Annotated in this window: 13 protein-coding genes; 6 read left to right on the top strand and 7 right to left on the bottom strand. The window is 68.4% G+C overall.

Translation table 11 applies throughout. The annotated features are described in order from the left end of the window. Positions 1 to 17 precede the first annotated feature (17 nt). The 3 genes from VFY73_RS22970 to VFY73_RS22960 all read right to left on the bottom strand — a co-directional run bounded on the left by VFY73_RS22970 (position 18) and on the right by VFY73_RS22960 (position 1,937). On the bottom strand, positions 18 to 326 hold the full coding sequence (locus VFY73_RS22970; protein WP_329723169.1) for a hypothetical protein: 309 nt from the start codon (positions 324 to 326) through the stop codon (positions 18 to 20). Between the two features lie 57 nt (positions 327 to 383). Beyond that, positions 384 to 1,085, bottom strand: a complete 702-nt coding sequence (locus VFY73_RS22965) for a Bax inhibitor-1/YccA family protein (protein ID WP_329723167.1) — start codon at positions 1,083 to 1,085, stop codon at positions 384 to 386. A gap of 96 nt (positions 1,086 to 1,181) precedes the next feature. Then, positions 1,182 to 1,937, bottom strand: a complete 756-nt coding sequence (locus VFY73_RS22960) for a TerC family protein (protein ID WP_329723165.1) — start codon at positions 1,935 to 1,937, stop codon at positions 1,182 to 1,184. 109 nt (positions 1,938 to 2,046) lie between these two features. On the opposite strand from VFY73_RS22960, the gene nhaR reads away from it, so the two are divergent. After that, on the top strand, positions 2,047 to 2,943 hold the full coding sequence (gene nhaR, locus VFY73_RS22955; RefSeq protein ID WP_329723163.1) for a transcriptional activator NhaR: 897 nt from the start codon (positions 2,047 to 2,049) through the stop codon (positions 2,941 to 2,943). A 32-nt stretch (positions 2,944 to 2,975) separates the two neighbouring features. Then, positions 2,976 to 5,261 (top strand): helicase-related protein, encoded by a 2,286-nt coding sequence (locus VFY73_RS22950; RefSeq protein ID WP_329723161.1) that lies wholly within the window; start codon positions 2,976 to 2,978, stop codon positions 5,259 to 5,261. A gap of 37 nt (positions 5,262 to 5,298) precedes the next feature. Here VFY73_RS22950 and fabB read toward each other — a convergent pair whose 3' ends face one another. The 4 genes from fabB to VFY73_RS22930 form a co-directional block, all read right to left on the bottom strand. Beyond that, a complete protein-coding gene (gene fabB / locus VFY73_RS22945; protein ID WP_329723159.1) occupies positions 5,299 to 6,513 on the bottom strand; it encodes a beta-ketoacyl-ACP synthase I in 1,215 nt (404 codons plus the stop codon). Then, entirely contained in the window at positions 6,513 to 7,085 is a 573-nt protein-coding gene (gene fabA / locus VFY73_RS22940; protein ID WP_329723157.1) for a 3-hydroxyacyl-[acyl-carrier-protein] dehydratase FabA, read from the bottom strand. Before fabA ends, fabB begins: the two co-directional genes overlap by 1 nt. A gap of 118 nt (positions 7,086 to 7,203) precedes the next feature. After that, on the bottom strand, positions 7,204 to 8,427 hold the full coding sequence (locus VFY73_RS22935; RefSeq protein ID WP_329723155.1) for a PepSY-associated TM helix domain-containing protein: 1,224 nt from the start codon (positions 8,425 to 8,427) through the stop codon (positions 7,204 to 7,206). A 25-nt stretch (positions 8,428 to 8,452) separates the two neighbouring features. Next, positions 8,453 to 10,609: a TonB-dependent siderophore receptor gene (locus VFY73_RS22930; protein WP_329723153.1), complete on the bottom strand. Its 2,157-nt coding sequence runs from the start codon at positions 10,607 to 10,609 to the stop codon at positions 8,453 to 8,455. A gap of 796 nt (positions 10,610 to 11,405) precedes the next feature. On the opposite strand from VFY73_RS22930, the gene hemP reads away from it, so the two are divergent. From hemP to VFY73_RS22910, 4 genes are all read left to right on the top strand, one after another. Beyond that, entirely contained in the window at positions 11,406 to 11,606 is a 201-nt protein-coding gene (hemP, locus tag VFY73_RS22925; RefSeq protein ID WP_329723151.1) for a hemin uptake protein HemP, read from the top strand. Positions 11,607 to 11,700: 94 nt separating this feature from the next. After that, the gene (locus VFY73_RS22920) at positions 11,701 to 12,984 is read left to right on the top strand and encodes a DUF2325 domain-containing protein (RefSeq protein WP_329723149.1); all 1,284 of its coding nucleotides are present in this window, start codon (positions 11,701 to 11,703) and stop codon (positions 12,982 to 12,984) included. Further along, the gene (locus tag VFY73_RS22915) at positions 12,981 to 13,622 is read left to right on the top strand and encodes a DUF3501 family protein (protein ID WP_329723147.1); all 642 of its coding nucleotides are present in this window, start codon (positions 12,981 to 12,983) and stop codon (positions 13,620 to 13,622) included. Before VFY73_RS22920 ends, VFY73_RS22915 begins: the two co-directional genes overlap by 4 nt. A 139-nt stretch (positions 13,623 to 13,761) precedes the next feature. Next, complete coding sequence (locus VFY73_RS22910; protein ID WP_329723145.1) at positions 13,762 to 15,975, top strand: TonB-dependent hemoglobin/transferrin/lactoferrin family receptor; 2,214 nt, start codon at positions 13,762 to 13,764, stop codon at positions 15,973 to 15,975. Positions 15,976 to 15,988 lie beyond the last annotated feature (13 nt).

The following is a 15,988-nucleotide window of genomic DNA, read 5'->3' as shown; positions in this document are numbered from 1 at the left end:
TCTTGGCGGGCCTGCCGCTACTTGAGGGCCGACGGCCCGATTTCCCGTGCTTCGATGTCCACCACCTCGCCGGCCGGCCGGCGCGCCGGCGAAGGCGCCCCGAACGGCCGGGCAGGCGGCCACATGCCGGTGCCTCGCCACTGGATCGGTGCTTCGCGCCTGCCCCTGAACGCCGCCCGCAACAGCAGGCCCGCCAGCAGGAGCAGCCCGATCAGCAAGGTACCGGCCAGCAGCGCCAGGCCAAGCAGCACCCGCGCGGCGCGGCCCATTGCGGACCACAGCGACGGGGACGCTTGGCGCGGGTGAAAGTGGGGCGAGTTGTGCATGGTCAAAGCGTGTGCGTGGTGGGTGACCGATCAGGAAGGATCAGCGCCGTTCGGAACTCATTCGTCGCGGCCGCCGAAGATGCCCAGCAGGCTGAGCAACGACTGGAACACGTTGAACAGACTCAGGTAGACGCTCAAGGTGGCACTGATGTAGTTCGTCTCGACACCGTCTTGCACCTGCTTCAGGTCGTAGAGGATGAAGGCCGAGAAGATGCCGATCGCCACCACCGACAGCGTGATCATCAACGCGCTGGACTGCAGGAAGACGTTCGCGATGCCGGCGACGAACAGCATGATCATGCCGATGAACAAGAACTTGCCCATCGCGCTGAGGTCACGCTTGATCACCGACGACAGCGTCGCCATGCCCAGGAAGATCGCGCCGGTCCCGGCGAAGGCGGTCATCACCAGGCCCGTGCCGTTGGACAGGCCCAGCACGGCGCCGACCAGGCGCGACAGCATCAGCCCCATGAAGAAGGTGAAGGCCAGCAGCACCGGCACGCCGGCGGCCGAGTTCTTGGTCTTCTCGATCGCGAACATGAAGCCGAAGGCACCGCCCAGGAAGACGATCAGGCCGACGAGCGGCGACATCGCGCTGGTCACGCCGGTGGCCACACCGACCCAGGCGCCCAGCACGGTGGGCAGCATCGACAGGGCGAGCAGCCAGTAGGTGTTGCGCAGCACGCGGTTGCGCTGCTGCGTATCGATCCCGGCGCTGCCGGATGGGTAGCCGCCGGTGCGGACAGGTTGGAGGTTCATGGCGATTCCTTTGCAGGTAGAGACAGCTTCACTCTAGGCTGAACAATCATTCATGAATAGTCGAATGATTCGAACCACAAGTTCGAGAAAATCGGATTAATCGGCCTCCGCCGTCTTGCCGGCCAACGCCAGGCGCTTGTTGCGCGCACGAATGTTGAGCGACTCCACCACCAGCGAAAAGGCCATCGCCGCGTAGATGTAGCCCTTGGGAACGTGCATGTCGAAGGCTTCGGCCGTCAGCGCCATGCCCACCATCACCAGGAACGACAGCGCCAGCACCTTGACCGACGGGTGGCGATCGACGAATTCGCCAATCGGCTTGGCAGCGAACAGCATCACGGCCACCGACGCCAGCACGGCGGCGATCATCACCCCGATCTGGTCGACCATGCCGACCGCGGTGATGACAGAGTCGAGCGAGAAGACGATGTCGATCACCGCGATCTGGCCGATCACGCCCCAGAACATGCCTGCCGACGCCTTGGCCGTCGCCGCGATGGCGGACGGATGCTCGTCGCGGGCCTCGACTTCGATGAAGATCTCGTGGGAGGCCTTGTAGAGCAGGAACAGGCCGCCGGCCAGCAGCACGATGTCGCGCCCGCTGATGCCTTGGTCGAACAGCGAGAACAGGTCGGTGGTCAGGCCCATCACCCAGCTCAGCGACAGCAGCAGCAGCACCCGGGTGACCATCGCGAAACCGAGACCCAGCCGGCGCGCAAGGTCACGCTGTTGCGCCGGCACGCGGCCGACCAGAATCGAGATGAAGACGATGTTGTCGATGCCCAGCACGATCTCGAGGGCGGTGAGCATCGCGAAGGCGATCCAGATGTTGGGGTCGAGCAGGAATTCCATCGCCGTGGTTCCGGTTGAAAACGTCGAACTGTAGGCAGCCGAATACGTCGCGTACAGTCGGAAATGTTCATGCAATACTTCGAATAATGCGAAACATTCACACGACGGCATGAACTTCAAGCACTTGCACTACTTCTGGGCCGCCGCCAAGGCCGGGGGCATCGTGCGTGCCGGGGAGCAACTGCACATCTCGCCGCAAACCCTGTCGGGCCAGATCAAGCTGCTCGAAGAGCGCCTGGGTTGTGCGCTGTTCCGCAAGGCGGGCCGCGGGCTGGAGTTGACCGACGAAGGGCGCCTGGTGCTGGGCTACGCCGATCAAATCTTTGCCCTCGGCGCCGAGCTTCAAGCCAAGTTGGGCGAGGCCCGCAGTGGCGAGCGCACGCTGGACTTTCACGTCGGCATCGCCGACTCGGTGCCCAAGGCCGTCGCCTACCGGCTGCTGGAGCCGGCGCTGGGCGTGGCGGCCCACGTGCGGCTGCTGTGCCACGAAGGCAAGTTCCAGGATTTGCTCGGCCAGCTGGCGGTGCACCGGTTGGACCTGGTGATCGCTGACGAGCCGATGGGGCGGCAGATCAGCGTCAAGGCCTTCAACCACCTGCTGGGCTCGACGGCGATGAGCTTCTTCGCCGCGCCCGCGCTCAAGCGCAGCCTGGCCGGCGAATTCCCGCAGTGCCTGGACGGCGCGCCAATGCTGCTGCAAGGCTCGTCCTCAGCGATGCGACAGCGCTTCGACTTCTGGCTGGCGATGCACAAGATCCGCCCGCATGTGATCGGCGAGTTCGACGACGCGGCGCTGATGAAGGCCTTCGGCGGCGAGGGCCGCGGCGTCTTCATGACGCCGACGGTGCTGGAGTCGGAAACCTCGGCCCAGTATGGCGTGCGGGTGGTCGGTCGGACGTCCGACCTGGTGGAAGAGTTCTATGCGGTGACTGTCGAACGCCAGATCTCGCACCCCTGCATCGCAGCCATCACCGAGCGCGCGCCCGACCAACTGGTCGGCCGCTGACCGGTGCATTGCGGTTACCCTGCCAACCCTACATGCCCAAGACTTCCCACCCCGCGACGCCGAACGGCGCGCCTGGGCCGGCTCACAAGCCCGGCCAGCCTTCGCTGACCCTGCCGAACGCCCGCCACGCCTCGCGCCTGCCGCCCCACATCGGCAAGGCCGAGTTCAACCGCATCCGCCAGGCCGCGTACGCGCTGCCGCAGGTGGTGAAACCGGCCGACTACCTGGCCGAGAACAGCCCCGATTTCGAACAGCACCTGGACAAGCTCGGGCTGATCCTGCTGCAAAAGGCCGCTGCGGGCCAACGCCCGAGCCGGTGGATCGAGCCGGCGCTGCTCGATGCGGCGCTGGCGCACCTGGACGCCGTCGGCACCGGCCCGCAGGCGCGGCCGCTGATGATCGAGCGGGCCACCGCGCTGGAGGCGGCGGCCGTGACACGCCGCGCCGGCCAGTGGTCGCGGCTGATCCGCCATGCGCTGACGGTGCCGAGCAACGGTTGGCGCGTGCCGGTGCTGTTTCGGGTACCGGTCGATCCCGACATCGTCTGGAATTTCTACCGCACAGGCGACGAAGCGGCGCTGCACGCCGCACTGGGCCCGCCGGCGCACTATCCGCACGCGCCCGAGCTGGTGGCGCACATCGAGTCCCTGGTCGAGCGCAGCCGCTCGCTGAACGCGGCGGAGCTCGAATCGCTGCTGCCGCGTCTGCAGGCCGAGTGCAGCGGCCCGCAGGCCCTGGTGACGAACCCGCAGGCGCTGGACGAGTTGAAGGCCGCCTGCAGCCGCGCGCAAGACCGCTGGGAGCACCAGGTCGCCGAGGCCGACACGTTGGCCCGGCTGAACAGCGAGCTGGCCTTCCAGGGCTACCCCGACACCTTCGAGAAGGCGCGCCGCCTGCAACGCAGCGTCACGTTGTACGTCGGCCCGCCGAACAGCGGCAAGACCCACGCCGCCTTCGAACGCCTGTCCCAGGCGCTGGACGGCGCCTACCTCGCGCCGCTGCGCCTGCTGGCACTGGAAGGGCGTGACCGTCTGGTCGCGCGCGGCGTGCCCTGCTCGCTGTTGACCGGCGAAGAGAACGTGCCCGCACCGCAGTCACGCGTCGTCTCCAGCACGATCGAGATGGTCAACACCGCCGCGCCGATCGACGTGGCGGTGATCGACGAAGCGCAGATGATCTTCGACTCGTCGCGCGGCTGGGCCTGGACGCAAGCCATCGTCGCCGTGCCGGCCAACGAGGTGATCATCATCTGCTCGTCCTACGCCGTGGCGGCGATCGAGCGGCTGCTGGGCCTGTGTGGTGAACGCTGCAGCATCAGGCGCTTCGAGCGCAAGCAGCATGTCGAGCGCCTCGCGCATCCGGTACCGCTGTCGCAGCTGAAGAAGGGTGACGCGGTCGTCGCGTTCAGCCGGCGCGACGTGCTGATGCTGCGTGACCAGATCGCGGCGGACGGCCACCCGGTGTCGGTGATCTACGGCGCACTGCCGCCGGAGGTCCGCCGGCGCGAGGCCGAACGCTTTGCACAGGGCGAATCACACATCCTCGTCGCAACCGATGCGATTGGCATGGGCCTGAACCTGCCGATCCAGCGCGTGCTGTTCAGCACGATGAACAAGTTCGACGGCGTCGCCGACCGCGAACTGAACGAGTCGGAGGTGCACCAGATCGCCGGCCGCGCCGGGCGCTACGGCATCCACGAAGAAGGGTTCGTCGGCGTGCTGAAGGAAGCCGAACCGACGGCGGCGCGCGTGCTGAAGGAACTGCTGCCGAAGCAGCCGCGCGCGCCACGCGACTTCAAGGCGCCTGTGGCGCCGAACGGCTGGCACGTCGAAACAATCGCCACACGCCTGGACAAGACGCGGCTGCGCGAGGTGCTGGGCGTGTTCGTCGATCAACTCAAGCTCGACGATGCCCACTTCGCGGTGGCCGAGCTGGACGCGATGCTGGAGCTGGCGGAGCGCCTGGACGACAGCGCCGGGCGCTTGAGCCTGCGCGAACGCTTCATCTACGCCCAGGCCCCGGTCGACACGCGCACCGAAGGCCAGGTGCAGGAGTTTCTCGACTGGAGCCACCAGCACGCGCGCCATGGCCGTGTCAACGCACCGTGGTTCCTGCAAGACGTCGACGGCCACAGCCGGCTCGACGCGATGGAGCAGGCGTTGCGCGCCTGCACACTGTGGCTCTGGCTGGACCTGCGTTTCCCCGGCGTCTATGGCCACGTCGACGAGGTGCACGCACTGCGTGCCGCCCTGAACGATGGCATCGAGCGCCAGCTCAAGGGCAAGCGGCCGCTGGCGCAGCGGCGCGGGCGGCGCTGAGCGGCGGCGTTAGCTGCGACCGTCGCTCACAACGGCACTAGCCCGCGAACTTCGAGAACACCAACGTCGCGTTGGTACCGCCAAAGCCGAAGCTGTTCGACATCACGGTGTTGACCGGGCCGTCGAGCCGCTGGCGCAGGATCGGCAGGCCTTCGGCCGCCGGGTCGAGGTTCTCGATGTGGGCCGAGGCGGCGAGGAAACCGTTCTGCAGCATCAGCAGTGAGTAGATCGCCTCTTGCGCGCCAGCGGCGCCGAGCGAGTGGCCAGACAGCGACTTGGTCGAGCTGATGTGCGGCACCTGGTCGCCGAACACCTGGCGCACCGCGCCCAGTTCGGCCAGGTCGCCGACCGGCGTCGAAGTGCCGTGGGCGTTGATGTAGTCGATCGGCGTCTTCACCGTCATCATCGCCTGCTGCATGCAGCGCACCGCCCCTTCACCGGACGGCGCCACCATGTCGTGGCCGTCCGAGGTGGCACCGAAGCCTACCAGCTCGGCAATGATGTTCGCGCCGCGGGCCCGCGCATGGTCGAGCGCTTCGAGCACCAGCATGCCGCCGCCGCCGGCGATGACGAAACCGTCGCGCGAGACGTCGAACGCGCGCGACGCACGGTCGGCCTGGTCGTTGTAGCTGCTGCTCATCGCACCCATCGCGTCGAACAACAGCGACAGCTCCCAGCTCTCTTCTTCACCTCCGCCGGCGAAGACGATGTCCTGCTGGCCCCAGGCGATCAGCTGCGCGGCGTGGCCCACGCAATGCGCGCTGGTCGCGCAGGCCGAGGTGATCGAGTAGTTGACGCCCTTGATGCCGAACGGCGTGGCCAGGCATGCCGACACCGTGCTGCCCATCGTGCGGGTGACCATGAACGGCCCGACGCGCTTGATACCTTTGGCACGCAGCGTGTCGGCCGCCCACACTTGGTTGAAGCTGGACGCACCGCCCGAGCCGGCGACCAGGCCGGTGCGCGGGTTCGACACCTGCTCCGGCGTCAGGCCGGCCTGCTCGATGGCTTGCTGCATCGACAGGAACGAGTACGCCGCCGCGTCGCCCATGAAGCGCAGCGTGCGGCGGTCGATCGCGGCCTCGAGGTCGATCGATGGCCTGCCGCTGACCTGCGAGCGCATGCCCCGCTCGGCATAGGTCGGGTTGAATTTCAGACCCGAGCGGCCTTCGCGCAGGCTCTCGGTGACCTCGGCGGCGTTGTTGCCCAGGCTGGACACAATGCCGGTACCGGTGACGACGACACGGCGCATCAGAAATCTTCCGTCGAAGTGAACAGGCCCACCTTCAGGTCGGTGGCCGAATAAATCTCGCGGCCATCGGCAAACATGTGGCCGTCCGCAATGCCCATGACCAGTTTGCGCTCGATCACGCGCTTGAGGTCCAGACGGTAGGTCACTTTCTTGACCGTGGGCAAGACCTGGCCATAGAACTTGACCTCACCGGAACCGAGCGCACGGCCACGCCCCGGGTTGCCGCGCCAGCCGAGCCAGAAGCCGACCAGCTGCCACAGCGCGTCCAGTCCCAGGCAACCGGGCATCACCGGGTCGCCTTCGAAGTGGCAGGCGAAGAACCAGAGGTCGGGGTGGATGTCCAGCTCGGCCTCGATCAGGCCCTTGCCGTGCACGCCGCCGTTGTCGTCGATGCGGACGATGCGGTCCATCATCAGCATGTTGGGCAGCGGCAGGCGCGCGTTGCCGGGGCCGAAGAGCTCACCACGACCACAGGCCAGCAGCTCGTCGCGGCTGTAGCTGTGGCGACCCTGGTCGCGCTGGCTGAGTCGTGGGGCGCTGTTGGCGGCGGAAGTCGTTTCGTTGGACTGCATGTTCGCTGGGCTCGTCGGGGGTGCCGGGGCCACGGCCAAACAAGGCCGGGCTGGGCGACAGGAGCAAACCCGCCGCCCGGCATGAACCCGCGATTGTGCCCGCCCCGCGGCCGGACAGTTATGACGTCGCCGTCATCGGCCTTGGGGAGATGTCGACCTCCGATGGGCGGGCCGCGACGCGCGCCCGCGCCACCCGCTTCTTCCACCACAGGTAGACGCCAGTGGCGCTGAAGACGGCAATCACCACGCCCATCAAGGACATCAACACCCGGCCGGGCAGCCCGATGATGCGACCCGAATGCAACGGGAACATGCTCTGCATGAAGATGTCGCCGGCGCTGCCGGTGCCGGGCACGCTGTCGCCGGCCGGTTGGCCACTGCGTGCGTCGTAGTACAGCCACGGGTTGCCCAGGCCCCCGTCGCCATGATCGAAGCCGGGCCGGAAGAAGCCCACCCCCCATAGACCCAGGTCCGGCGACAGGAAGACCGCGCCAGCCGGCGCGGTCCAACCGCGGCGCTGCGCCTCGGCCTCGGCCGCCGCGACGATCGCCGGGCGCCCCACCAGCGGCTCGATCGGCCGCGCCGCCGGCGTTCGGCTGGCGAATGGCGTGGGCGACAGCGTCGAGAACCACGACACCACCGGCCGCATCACCTGGTTGTTCAAGTTCATCGCCACCGATGTGACAGCGATCATCAGCACCAGCAGGAACAGCCACACGCCGCCCGAGCGGTGCAGGTCGAACACCAGCCGGTGGCCGCCCGCTGCCCAGCGGAAGGCGAACGAGCGCTTCCACTGCGACGGGCTGGGGAACGAAATCCACAGCGCGATCAGGGTGTCGGCCACCCAGGCGATCGCGATCAGCCCCATCAGCCAGATGCCCCATTCGATGCCGTGGCTTTGAGGCAGATGCATCGAGTAGTGCAGCTTGTACAGAAACGGTAACAGGTTCTCGCGGCTGAGCGACACGGCGCCCCATTCACGCCGTCCCTGGACGTCGCCGGTGGCCGGGTCGAGCGCGATCTGGTTGTAGCCCAGCGTGTGCAACTGGCCGGCCGTCGCGTCCCAGCGCGGCGCCACGAAGGCGACGAAGGCGTGTCCGGGCTCGACCGCCAGCGGGTGGTAGGTCACCTGGGCCTTGGGATCGGCCGCCTCGATGCGCGCCACCAGTTCGGCCACCGGCAATGCCGGGCCGTCGCTGCGGGCCTCGTACAACACCGGGTTCAGCCACGCATCGAGCTCGTGATCCCACGAGATCAGCGCACCCGTGGCGCCGGCGATGAACAGGAACAGCGCGGCCGAGAGGCCGAACCAGCGGTGCAGTCGAACAAGCCAGGTGCGCATCACGGCTCCTCCATCGATGCTCGGGTCAGAACTTCCAGTCCACCGAGACGCTCGCACTGCGCGGCGCGCCGTAGTAGCTCTGGCTCCAGTACAGGCTGGTGAGGTACTTCTGGTTGGTGACGTTCTCGAGGTTCAGCGTGGCGCTCCACTGCTTGTTGAACTCGTAGCGGGCCATCAGGTCGAGCAAGGCGTAGGCGTCCTGGCGCGTGCGCACGGGTCCGTCGTCACGGTAGATCCCGGACTGCCAGCTGAGCGACGCGCCCAGCTTCAGCGCGTCGAGCGCCTGCCACGAGCCGGCCACGCGCAGCAACTGGCGCGGGATGAAGGTGCGCGTGGCCTCGCCCTGCGCGTCCTCGACTTCCAGCCAGGTGTAGCCGGCGGTCAGCTTCACGTCCGGCGTGATCGCGCCGGCCAGCTCCAGCTCGACGCCATGGCTGCGGGTGTCCACGCCTTTGTAGGCCGAGAACGGGATGTCGTTCGGGTCGTTTGGGTCGTCCACCGTGCGGTCGAACGAGGCCAGGTTGTCCTGGCGCGACTTGAACAGCGCCGCCGTGCCCAGCAGCTTCTTGTCCAGCCATTCGGCCTTCAGGCCCAGCTCGAGGTTGGAGCCGCGGGCCGGATCGAGGCGGTTGCGGTCGACGCGCAGCTCGGTCTGCGGCAGGAAGATGCCCGCGTAGCTGCCATAGGCCGAGAGCGTCGGCATCAGGTCATAGACCACGCCGAGGTAAGGCGTCACCTTGTTCTCGCTCTTGGCGCGCGGTGCGCCGTAGCTCACGCCCTCGCTGTCGATCCAAGTGGCATTGGCGCCGAGCAGCACCTGCCAGGCATCGGCCGGGCGCAACCGCACGGCGCCGTACAAGCTCTGCTGGCGGTCGATGAAGCTGCTGCCGTCGATGGCGGCGTCGAAGACGGGAATCGGGTAGTCGCCGTCCCAGGTGGCCAGGTCGGGCAATAGGGTGCCGATGCCGCGACCATAGTGCGAGACCGCCTGCAGGCCGGAACGCGAGGCGCTGGCACCCAGCACCAGCTCGTGCTTGCGACCCCAGAGCTCGAACGGCCCGTTCACCCGCAGGTCGACGATGTTCTGCAGGTTGTCCTGGTCGTACAGCGACGGATAGGCCTTGGTGCCGGCGCCGGTCACCGCATCGGGTTCGCCATACACGTAGAACAGCCGCCCCTGCGAGCTGATCGACTTGTGCGTCAGCGCGCCGCGCAGGTTCCAGCCGTTGGCGAACTGGTGCTGCAGTTCGACGAAGGTCTGGCCCAGGTCGGCGTTCCAGTAGGTCCAGGCCGGTGCGGTGTTGACCGAGACGTCGTAGTCGGTCGGCTGGCCCGCGCTGTCCCACAGCGGCAGCGCGCCCCAGTTGTTGCCCTTGGGCCGGTTGGCCTGCTGGACATGGCCAGCCGTCAGCAGCATGTTGTCGCCCAGGTCGGCCTCGACGATGCCCGAGAACACGGCCTTCTTCAGGTGGTAGCGGTCGAGGTGCGAATCCTTGTCCTCCACCGCCAGCACGACGCGGCCACGCACGCTGCCGGCCTCGTTCAGCGGGCTGGCGATGTCGGCATCGACACGCTTCTGGTTCCACGACCCGAGCAGCAGCCCGGCCGAAGCCTGGAACGCGGCCGTCGGCCGCTTGCGCACGAAGTTGATCGTCGCGGATGGGTTGCCGGTGCTGGCCAGCAGGCCGGTGGCCCCGCGGATCACTTCGACACGCTCGTAGATCGCCGTGTCGAGATCACCGTCGACGAGGCCATAGGTCATCGGCGTGCCGATGCCATCGACCTGGAAGTTGACGATGTCGAAACCGCGCGCGCTGTAGTAGGTGCGATCGGTCTCCACCTTCTCGACGATCACGCCCGGGCTCATCGCCAGCACATCGTTGACGCTGTTGAGCTTGAAGTCGTCCATCACGCTGCGCGTCAACACACTGACCGACTGCGGCGTCTCGCGCAGCGACAAGTCCAACCCGGTCGCCGAACGGCTGGCGCGGGCGCGGTAGGCGTCGCCATCCTGCTCCTGCTCCGTCTGGCCCGTGACGACGATGCGCTGCAGCGTCGTGCTCTTCGCCTCGGCTTCACTGGCTGGCGGGGCGGCCTGGGCCCCGGCCAGGGTGGGCACGGCGAGCCAGGCACTGAGCACGGCCAAACGCAGTGGATGGGGTCGGAACGGCAGGGAAATCACAGCGGAGGGTCCTCGAACAGGGAATCGGAAACGGGGTCGGGGTTGGAGTCGGCGCCCGAGCCGCGTAGGTTGGCGGCGCGGGCCAGCCAGCCCGCCAGGCGGACGGACGGCCGCGGGCGACCGGGCTCGGCCGGGGCGCAGCAAGCGCAGGCCAGGCGCGCACGGTGCGACGGCCGGGAGACCTGGCGCCTGGCGTGTGGCGCGAATGCCGCGGGCGGTGAGGTGACATGCGGGTGGCTCAGGCAAGCAGGCCGGCCGGCCCCTGGGGCGCCGCGAGGACGGGACGCGCAGGCAGCGCCACCGACGCGCCGCCAAGCACCGCTGCATGAAGGCAGCGGCCGTCAGGGCGTCGGGACACAACGGGGGTTGGCAGCCCACGCAGCAGAGCGTGGCTCGCCGAAAGCAGTGGGCCTCTGGGCGCGGACCCGGCGTCGGCGCCGTCACGAGACCCCGACGATGGCCGGTGCCGGCAACGCCTCGGTAGGAAAGCGGCGCAAGCCAGGGGGCGCCAGCGGCATCGCCCGGCCCGCCCGCGCAGCAGGCGGGCGCTCATCGCGCATCCCGCCCGCAAAGTTGGTCGCCCATGGCGGCCCTCGCGGAGTTCAGGTGGTTGGAAGTCCCTGGCGCGCGGTGGCTGGCTGTGGGTGCCGGCCGATTGTAATAGGAACGATTCTCATTTCAATAGATACAGGAAACGTTTACCAACGACTTGCCGTGGCGTTGGTGCGGCCCTATTCCGTATCCCAGAAGTGGTCTATTTCTCGCAAATGAGAATCGCTCGTATTACGATGAGCGAATGATGACATCCATCCCGCCCGCACCTCCGGGCACGCCAACCACCCCGGTGCCCACCAGCATCCCGCTGCCTGCGCCCACCGGGCCCCAATGGCGCAGCGAGGAACTGCTCGCCGGCAGCGATGAAGCGCTGATCAGCCACGGCGATCAGGTCTACCGCCTGCGTCGCACGGGGACCGGCAAGCTGATCCTCACCAAGTAAGCCCCGCGCCTTTGGGCGCCATTTCCCGCCCCTGCCACGCACCAGCCAGCGTTTCGCCAGCCCCGTGCATGCCTCTTGACCGAAAGGCCAGCGCATGCCCACCACGCCCGCGGCGGATGCCGTGCCCATGGATCTGGCCGCAGCCTGCGGCTGCCGTGCCCCTGCCCTGAATCTGGCTTCCGAAACCCGCGGCTCGCGCCGTCGGCGCTTGTGGGAGCTGAGCCGCCACGCCCATTGCCCGGTCGTCGGTGTGTGCCTGCCGATGGCCGCGGTGCGCCGCCTGGTCGACAAGGTGCTGGGCGGTCACGCCGTCGCGAGCGACTACGAGCTGCACTGCGGCGTCAATGGCGAATGCCGCCAGCGCGGCGCGATCGCCGAGGCGTTGCAAAAGGAGCTCGACCACCGCTACGCCGTCGCGCTGCGCGCCACCCGTGCACTGAAGACCACCGAGGCGCTGGCCGCCTGGTGGGCCGGCCAGACGGTCGGGCGCGACGTGCCCGGCGCGCTGTGGGCCACGCTGACCCATCCACGTTGTGACGCCACGCTGGAAGAGTCGGTGCTGGCCGACATCCACATGATCCAGCACCAGAACGGCGCCGCCGACCGCGCCGACCTGGCCAAGCTGAACGCACTGCTGTCGGAAAACGAAGTGCTGGCGCGTGAACTCGGCGCGGCGCAACAGCGCTGCGTGCAGCAGGCTGCCGATCACGCGCGCAAGCAGGATGCGCAGAACGCCGCGCTGGTGCGGGCCCGAGCCGAGCTGGTGGGTCGCGACACGATGCTGGCCGCGCTGCAGGAAGATCTGCAGGCGCTCGAAGCCGCGGTGCCGGCGCTGCGCAGCCGCGACGAGCTGACGCGCCAGGTCGCGCAGCAGATCGAGCGTATCCAGGACCTGGAGCGCGCCCTGCTGAAGGCCCGCCATGAGCTCGAACGCGAACGCCACCGCGCCAGCGAAGCGCTGGCCACACTGCATGCCGTCCAGCTCGACCCACGGCCGCAGCTGACGCTGGCGGACGACGCCGGCACCATCGACTCCACACCGCCACTGAGCGACCGCTCGGTGCTCTGCGTTGGCGGCCGCGCCGCCAGCCTGCCCGTCTACCGCCGGCTGGTCGAAGACGTCGGCGGACGCTTCATGCACCACGACGGTGGCGAAGAAGACAACGTCGCGCGGCTGGACACCACGCTGGCCGCCGCCGATCTGGTGATCTGCCAGACCGGCTGCATCAGCCACAACGCCTACTGGCGCGTGAAAGACCATTGCAAACGCACCGGCAAACGCTGCGTGTTCGTCGACAACCCCAGCAGCGCCAGCCTGCGCCGCGCACTGGCCGACCTGACACCCACGCTGCACCCGACCGACGAGGTGCAGCCATGATCGACGCCGCCGACCTGATGACGCTGCAGGCCTACAGCCTGCACCGGCACGAACACCGCCAGCGCCTGATCGCGCACCGCCGCCAGCGCACGCTGGCGCTCGGCCCGCACCTGCGGCTGCAGTTCGAAGACGAACTCACGGTGCGCCACCACATCCAGGAGGTGCTGTGGGTCGACCGCAGCGCCGACGACGAAGAGGCTGTGCGCGAAGAGATCACCACCTACGCCCACCTGGTTCCCAACGGCGCGCAGTGGAAAGCCACGCTGATGATCGAGCTGCCCGACGCGGCCGAACGCGAGCAGCTGATGCCGCTGCTGAACGAGGCGGTATGGGCGATCTATGTCGAGCTGCGGGGCCAGGCGCGCGTCGTCGCGTCGGTCAACGACGATCTGCCGTGCCGCCACCTCGACCGCCCGAGCGGCGTGCACTTTCTGCGTTTCCAGCTCGACCCGCTGTTCCGCGCCGCCCTCGCGCGCGGCGGCGAGGCAACGATCGGTTGCACCCATCCGCGCTACCACTGGCGCCGCGTGATCCCGCGCGCGACGCTGGCCAGCCTGATGCGTGAACTGGTGCTGCCCGGCCGCCCTGCACCCGAACCTTCCACCGCGCATTCCGCGCTGCTTTGCCAGCCTGGTTGAGCCGTTCCCTTTTCCAAACCCTCGGGGCCATCGCCCCGGTTCAGCACAACGCCAGCTTCGTCGCCAGCCCGTGCCCTTTTTGTGACGAGCCCGACGTTCGATGTTGTCGTACCACCCGCGCCGCGCGTGCGCCCTGCCCTTGTCCGCCTCCTTCGCCTTCAGCCTGCTGGCCCTCGGCCTCGCGCTGGCCTACCCGGTTCATGCCCAAACCCCCGCGCAGATCGGCGCCCCGCGCGAACAAGCGCCGCTGCCACCGGTCAGCGTCACGGCCACCCGCACCGAGCGCGCACTCGACGAAGTGGCGGCCACCGTCACCGCCCATGACCATGAAGCGATCGAGGGGCGCGGCGCACGCGACCTGAAGGACCTGCTCGACGACGAGGTCGACCTCTCGGTGCGCGCCGCACAGCCGCGCCTGAGCGCCAGTTCCTCCACCGGCCGGCCCGGCAACGAGGGCCTGAACATTCGCGGCCTCGAAGGCAACCAGGTGCTGTTGCTGGTCGACGGCGTGCGACTGCCCAGCGCGTTCAGCTTCGGCCCGTTCGCCACCGGCCGACTCGACTTCATCGATGTCGACACGCTGGCATCGGCCGAGGTGCTGCGCGGCCCGAGCTCGTCGCAGTACGGCAGCGACGGCTTGGCGGGCGCGCTGGCGCTGCGCACGCTGCGCGCGAGCGACCTGCTGACCGACGGCAAGACGCTGGCGGGCTTCGTCAAGCTCGGCACCCATTCGGTCGACCGTTCGATCAACGCCACCGCCGCGCTGGCGATGGGCGGCACGCCGCTGCAGGGCCTGCTGCTCGTCAGCCACCGCCGTGGCCACGAGACCGACAACCAGGGCGACAACGACAGCCGCTTCAGCGACCGCACATCACCCAACCCGCTGGATCACGACGCGACCAGCCTGCTCGGTTCGCTGAGCTACCAGCCGAACCCACAGCACAGCTTCGAGGCCACGCTCGACGCGCGCCGTCGTGATCAGCACATCGACGTGCTGACCGCCGTCGCCGAAGTGCCCGAGCCGCCGTCGCAGACCAACCCGTTCGGGAACCAGACCGTCAGCCTGGTGACTGACGACGAGGTCCGGCGGCAGCGGCTGAGCCTCTCGCACCGGTACGCGAACGCCCACGCACCATGGCTCACCGAGTGGCGCACCCAGCTGTACGCCCAGCGCGCCGAGGTCACGCAGTTCCACACCGAAGAGCGCGCGTTCTCGCCTGACCGCACCCGCGACAACCGCTTCGAGGAGCGCAGCATCGGCCTGTCGACCCTGGGTGTCGCGCTGCTGCGCGGCGGTCTGCCGCAGCGCCTGAGCTTCGGCCTGGATCTCGCGCAATCGAACATCGAAGGCGAGCGTGACGGTACGGTGCCCCCCTTCGGCGAGACCTTCCCGAGCAAGCCGTTCCCCGATACGCGCTACCGCACCGTCGGCGCCTTCGTGCAGAGCGAGATCGACACCGAGTCGTTCACGTTCATTCCCGCGCTGCGCTTCGACAAGTTCAGCCTGGTGCCAACTTCATCTTCTGGCTTCGGTGGCGAGACGGTGTCGCTCGGCGACCAGGCGGTGACGCCGAGGCTGGGGGCCATCTGGCGCCTCTCGCTGGTCTTCGCGCCGTATGCGCAATGGGCACTGGGCTTTCGTGCGCCGCAGCCGGACCAGGTCAACAACGGGTTCAGCAACCCGGCCTCGGGCTACACGTCGATCGGCAACCCCGACCTGAAGCCCGAGCATGCGCGCAGCATCGAGATCGGCGCCCGCGGCCAGCTCGACACGCTGCACTGGCAGGTCGCACTGTTCGACAACCGCTACCGCGACTTCATCAGCCAGCAGATGGTCGGCGGCAGCTTCACGCCGAACGACCCGGCGGTGTTCCAGTACGTCAACCTGACCGACGCACGCATCCGCGGCGGCGAGCTGCGGCTGCGGTGGAAACCCAGCGGCCCCTGGAGCGGCGAGTTCGCCATGGCCCGCACGCAAGGTCAGAGCGATGTCGGCGGCGAGCGTGAGCCGCTGGACACGGTGAACCCGCTGCGTGCCCGCTTCGCGCTGCGCTACGACGCCGGTGCGTGGAACGTGATGGCCCAGTGGCAGCACGCCGACGGCAAGGCCGCCAAAGACGTGCCGAGCGCCAGCCGTGCCACCCAGTTCCTGCCGCGCGATGCCGACGTGGTCGACCTGTTCGCCAGCTGGCGCCTGAACCCGACCTGGTCGCTGCGCGGTGCGCTGCTGAACGTCTTCGACGAGACCTACTGGCGTTGGTCGGACGTGCGCGGGTTGTCCGACGGCCCGTCCACCCTCGCTTACAGCGCCCCCGGCCGCAGCGTGCAGCTCGCGCTGCGCGCCGACTTTTGAAAGGACCATCCGA

The organism is Ideonella sp. (assembly GCF_036277275.1).
GTDB lineage: Bacteria > Pseudomonadota > Gammaproteobacteria > Burkholderiales > Burkholderiaceae_C > Ideonella.
Note: the sequence above shows the minus strand (reverse complement) of the source record. Positions and strands in the feature narration are given on the sequence as shown.

Excerpts from the sequence above, each read along its gene's own strand:
- VFY73_RS22920 (WP_329723149.1), top strand. The coding sequence starts at position 11,701 with ATGCCCACCACGCCCGCGGCGGATGCCGTGCCCATGGATCTGGCCGCA.
- VFY73_RS22960 (WP_329723165.1), bottom strand. The coding sequence starts at position 1,937 with ATGGAATTCCTGCTCGACCCCAACATCTGGATCGCCTTCGCGATGCTC.
- nhaR (WP_329723163.1), top strand. The coding sequence starts at position 2,047 with ATGAACTTCAAGCACTTGCACTACTTCTGGGCCGCCGCCAAGGCCGGG.
- VFY73_RS22970 (WP_329723169.1), bottom strand. The coding sequence starts at position 326 with ATGCACAACTCGCCCCACTTTCACCCGCGCCAAGCGTCCCCGTCGCTG.
- fabB (WP_329723159.1), bottom strand. The coding sequence starts at position 6,513 with ATGCGCCGTGTCGTCGTCACCGGTACCGGCATTGTGTCCAGCCTGGGC.
- fabA (WP_329723157.1), bottom strand. The coding sequence starts at position 7,085 with ATGCAGTCCAACGAAACGACTTCCGCCGCCAACAGCGCCCCACGACTC.
- VFY73_RS22915 (WP_329723147.1), top strand. The coding sequence starts at position 12,981 with ATGATCGACGCCGCCGACCTGATGACGCTGCAGGCCTACAGCCTGCAC.
- VFY73_RS22950 (WP_329723161.1), top strand. The coding sequence starts at position 2,976 with ATGCCCAAGACTTCCCACCCCGCGACGCCGAACGGCGCGCCTGGGCCG.
- VFY73_RS22965 (WP_329723167.1), bottom strand. The coding sequence starts at position 1,085 with ATGAACCTCCAACCTGTCCGCACCGGCGGCTACCCATCCGGCAGCGCC.
- hemP (WP_329723151.1), top strand. The coding sequence starts at position 11,406 with ATGATGACATCCATCCCGCCCGCACCTCCGGGCACGCCAACCACCCCG.
- VFY73_RS22935 (WP_329723155.1), bottom strand. The coding sequence starts at position 8,427 with ATGCGCACCTGGCTTGTTCGACTGCACCGCTGGTTCGGCCTCTCGGCC.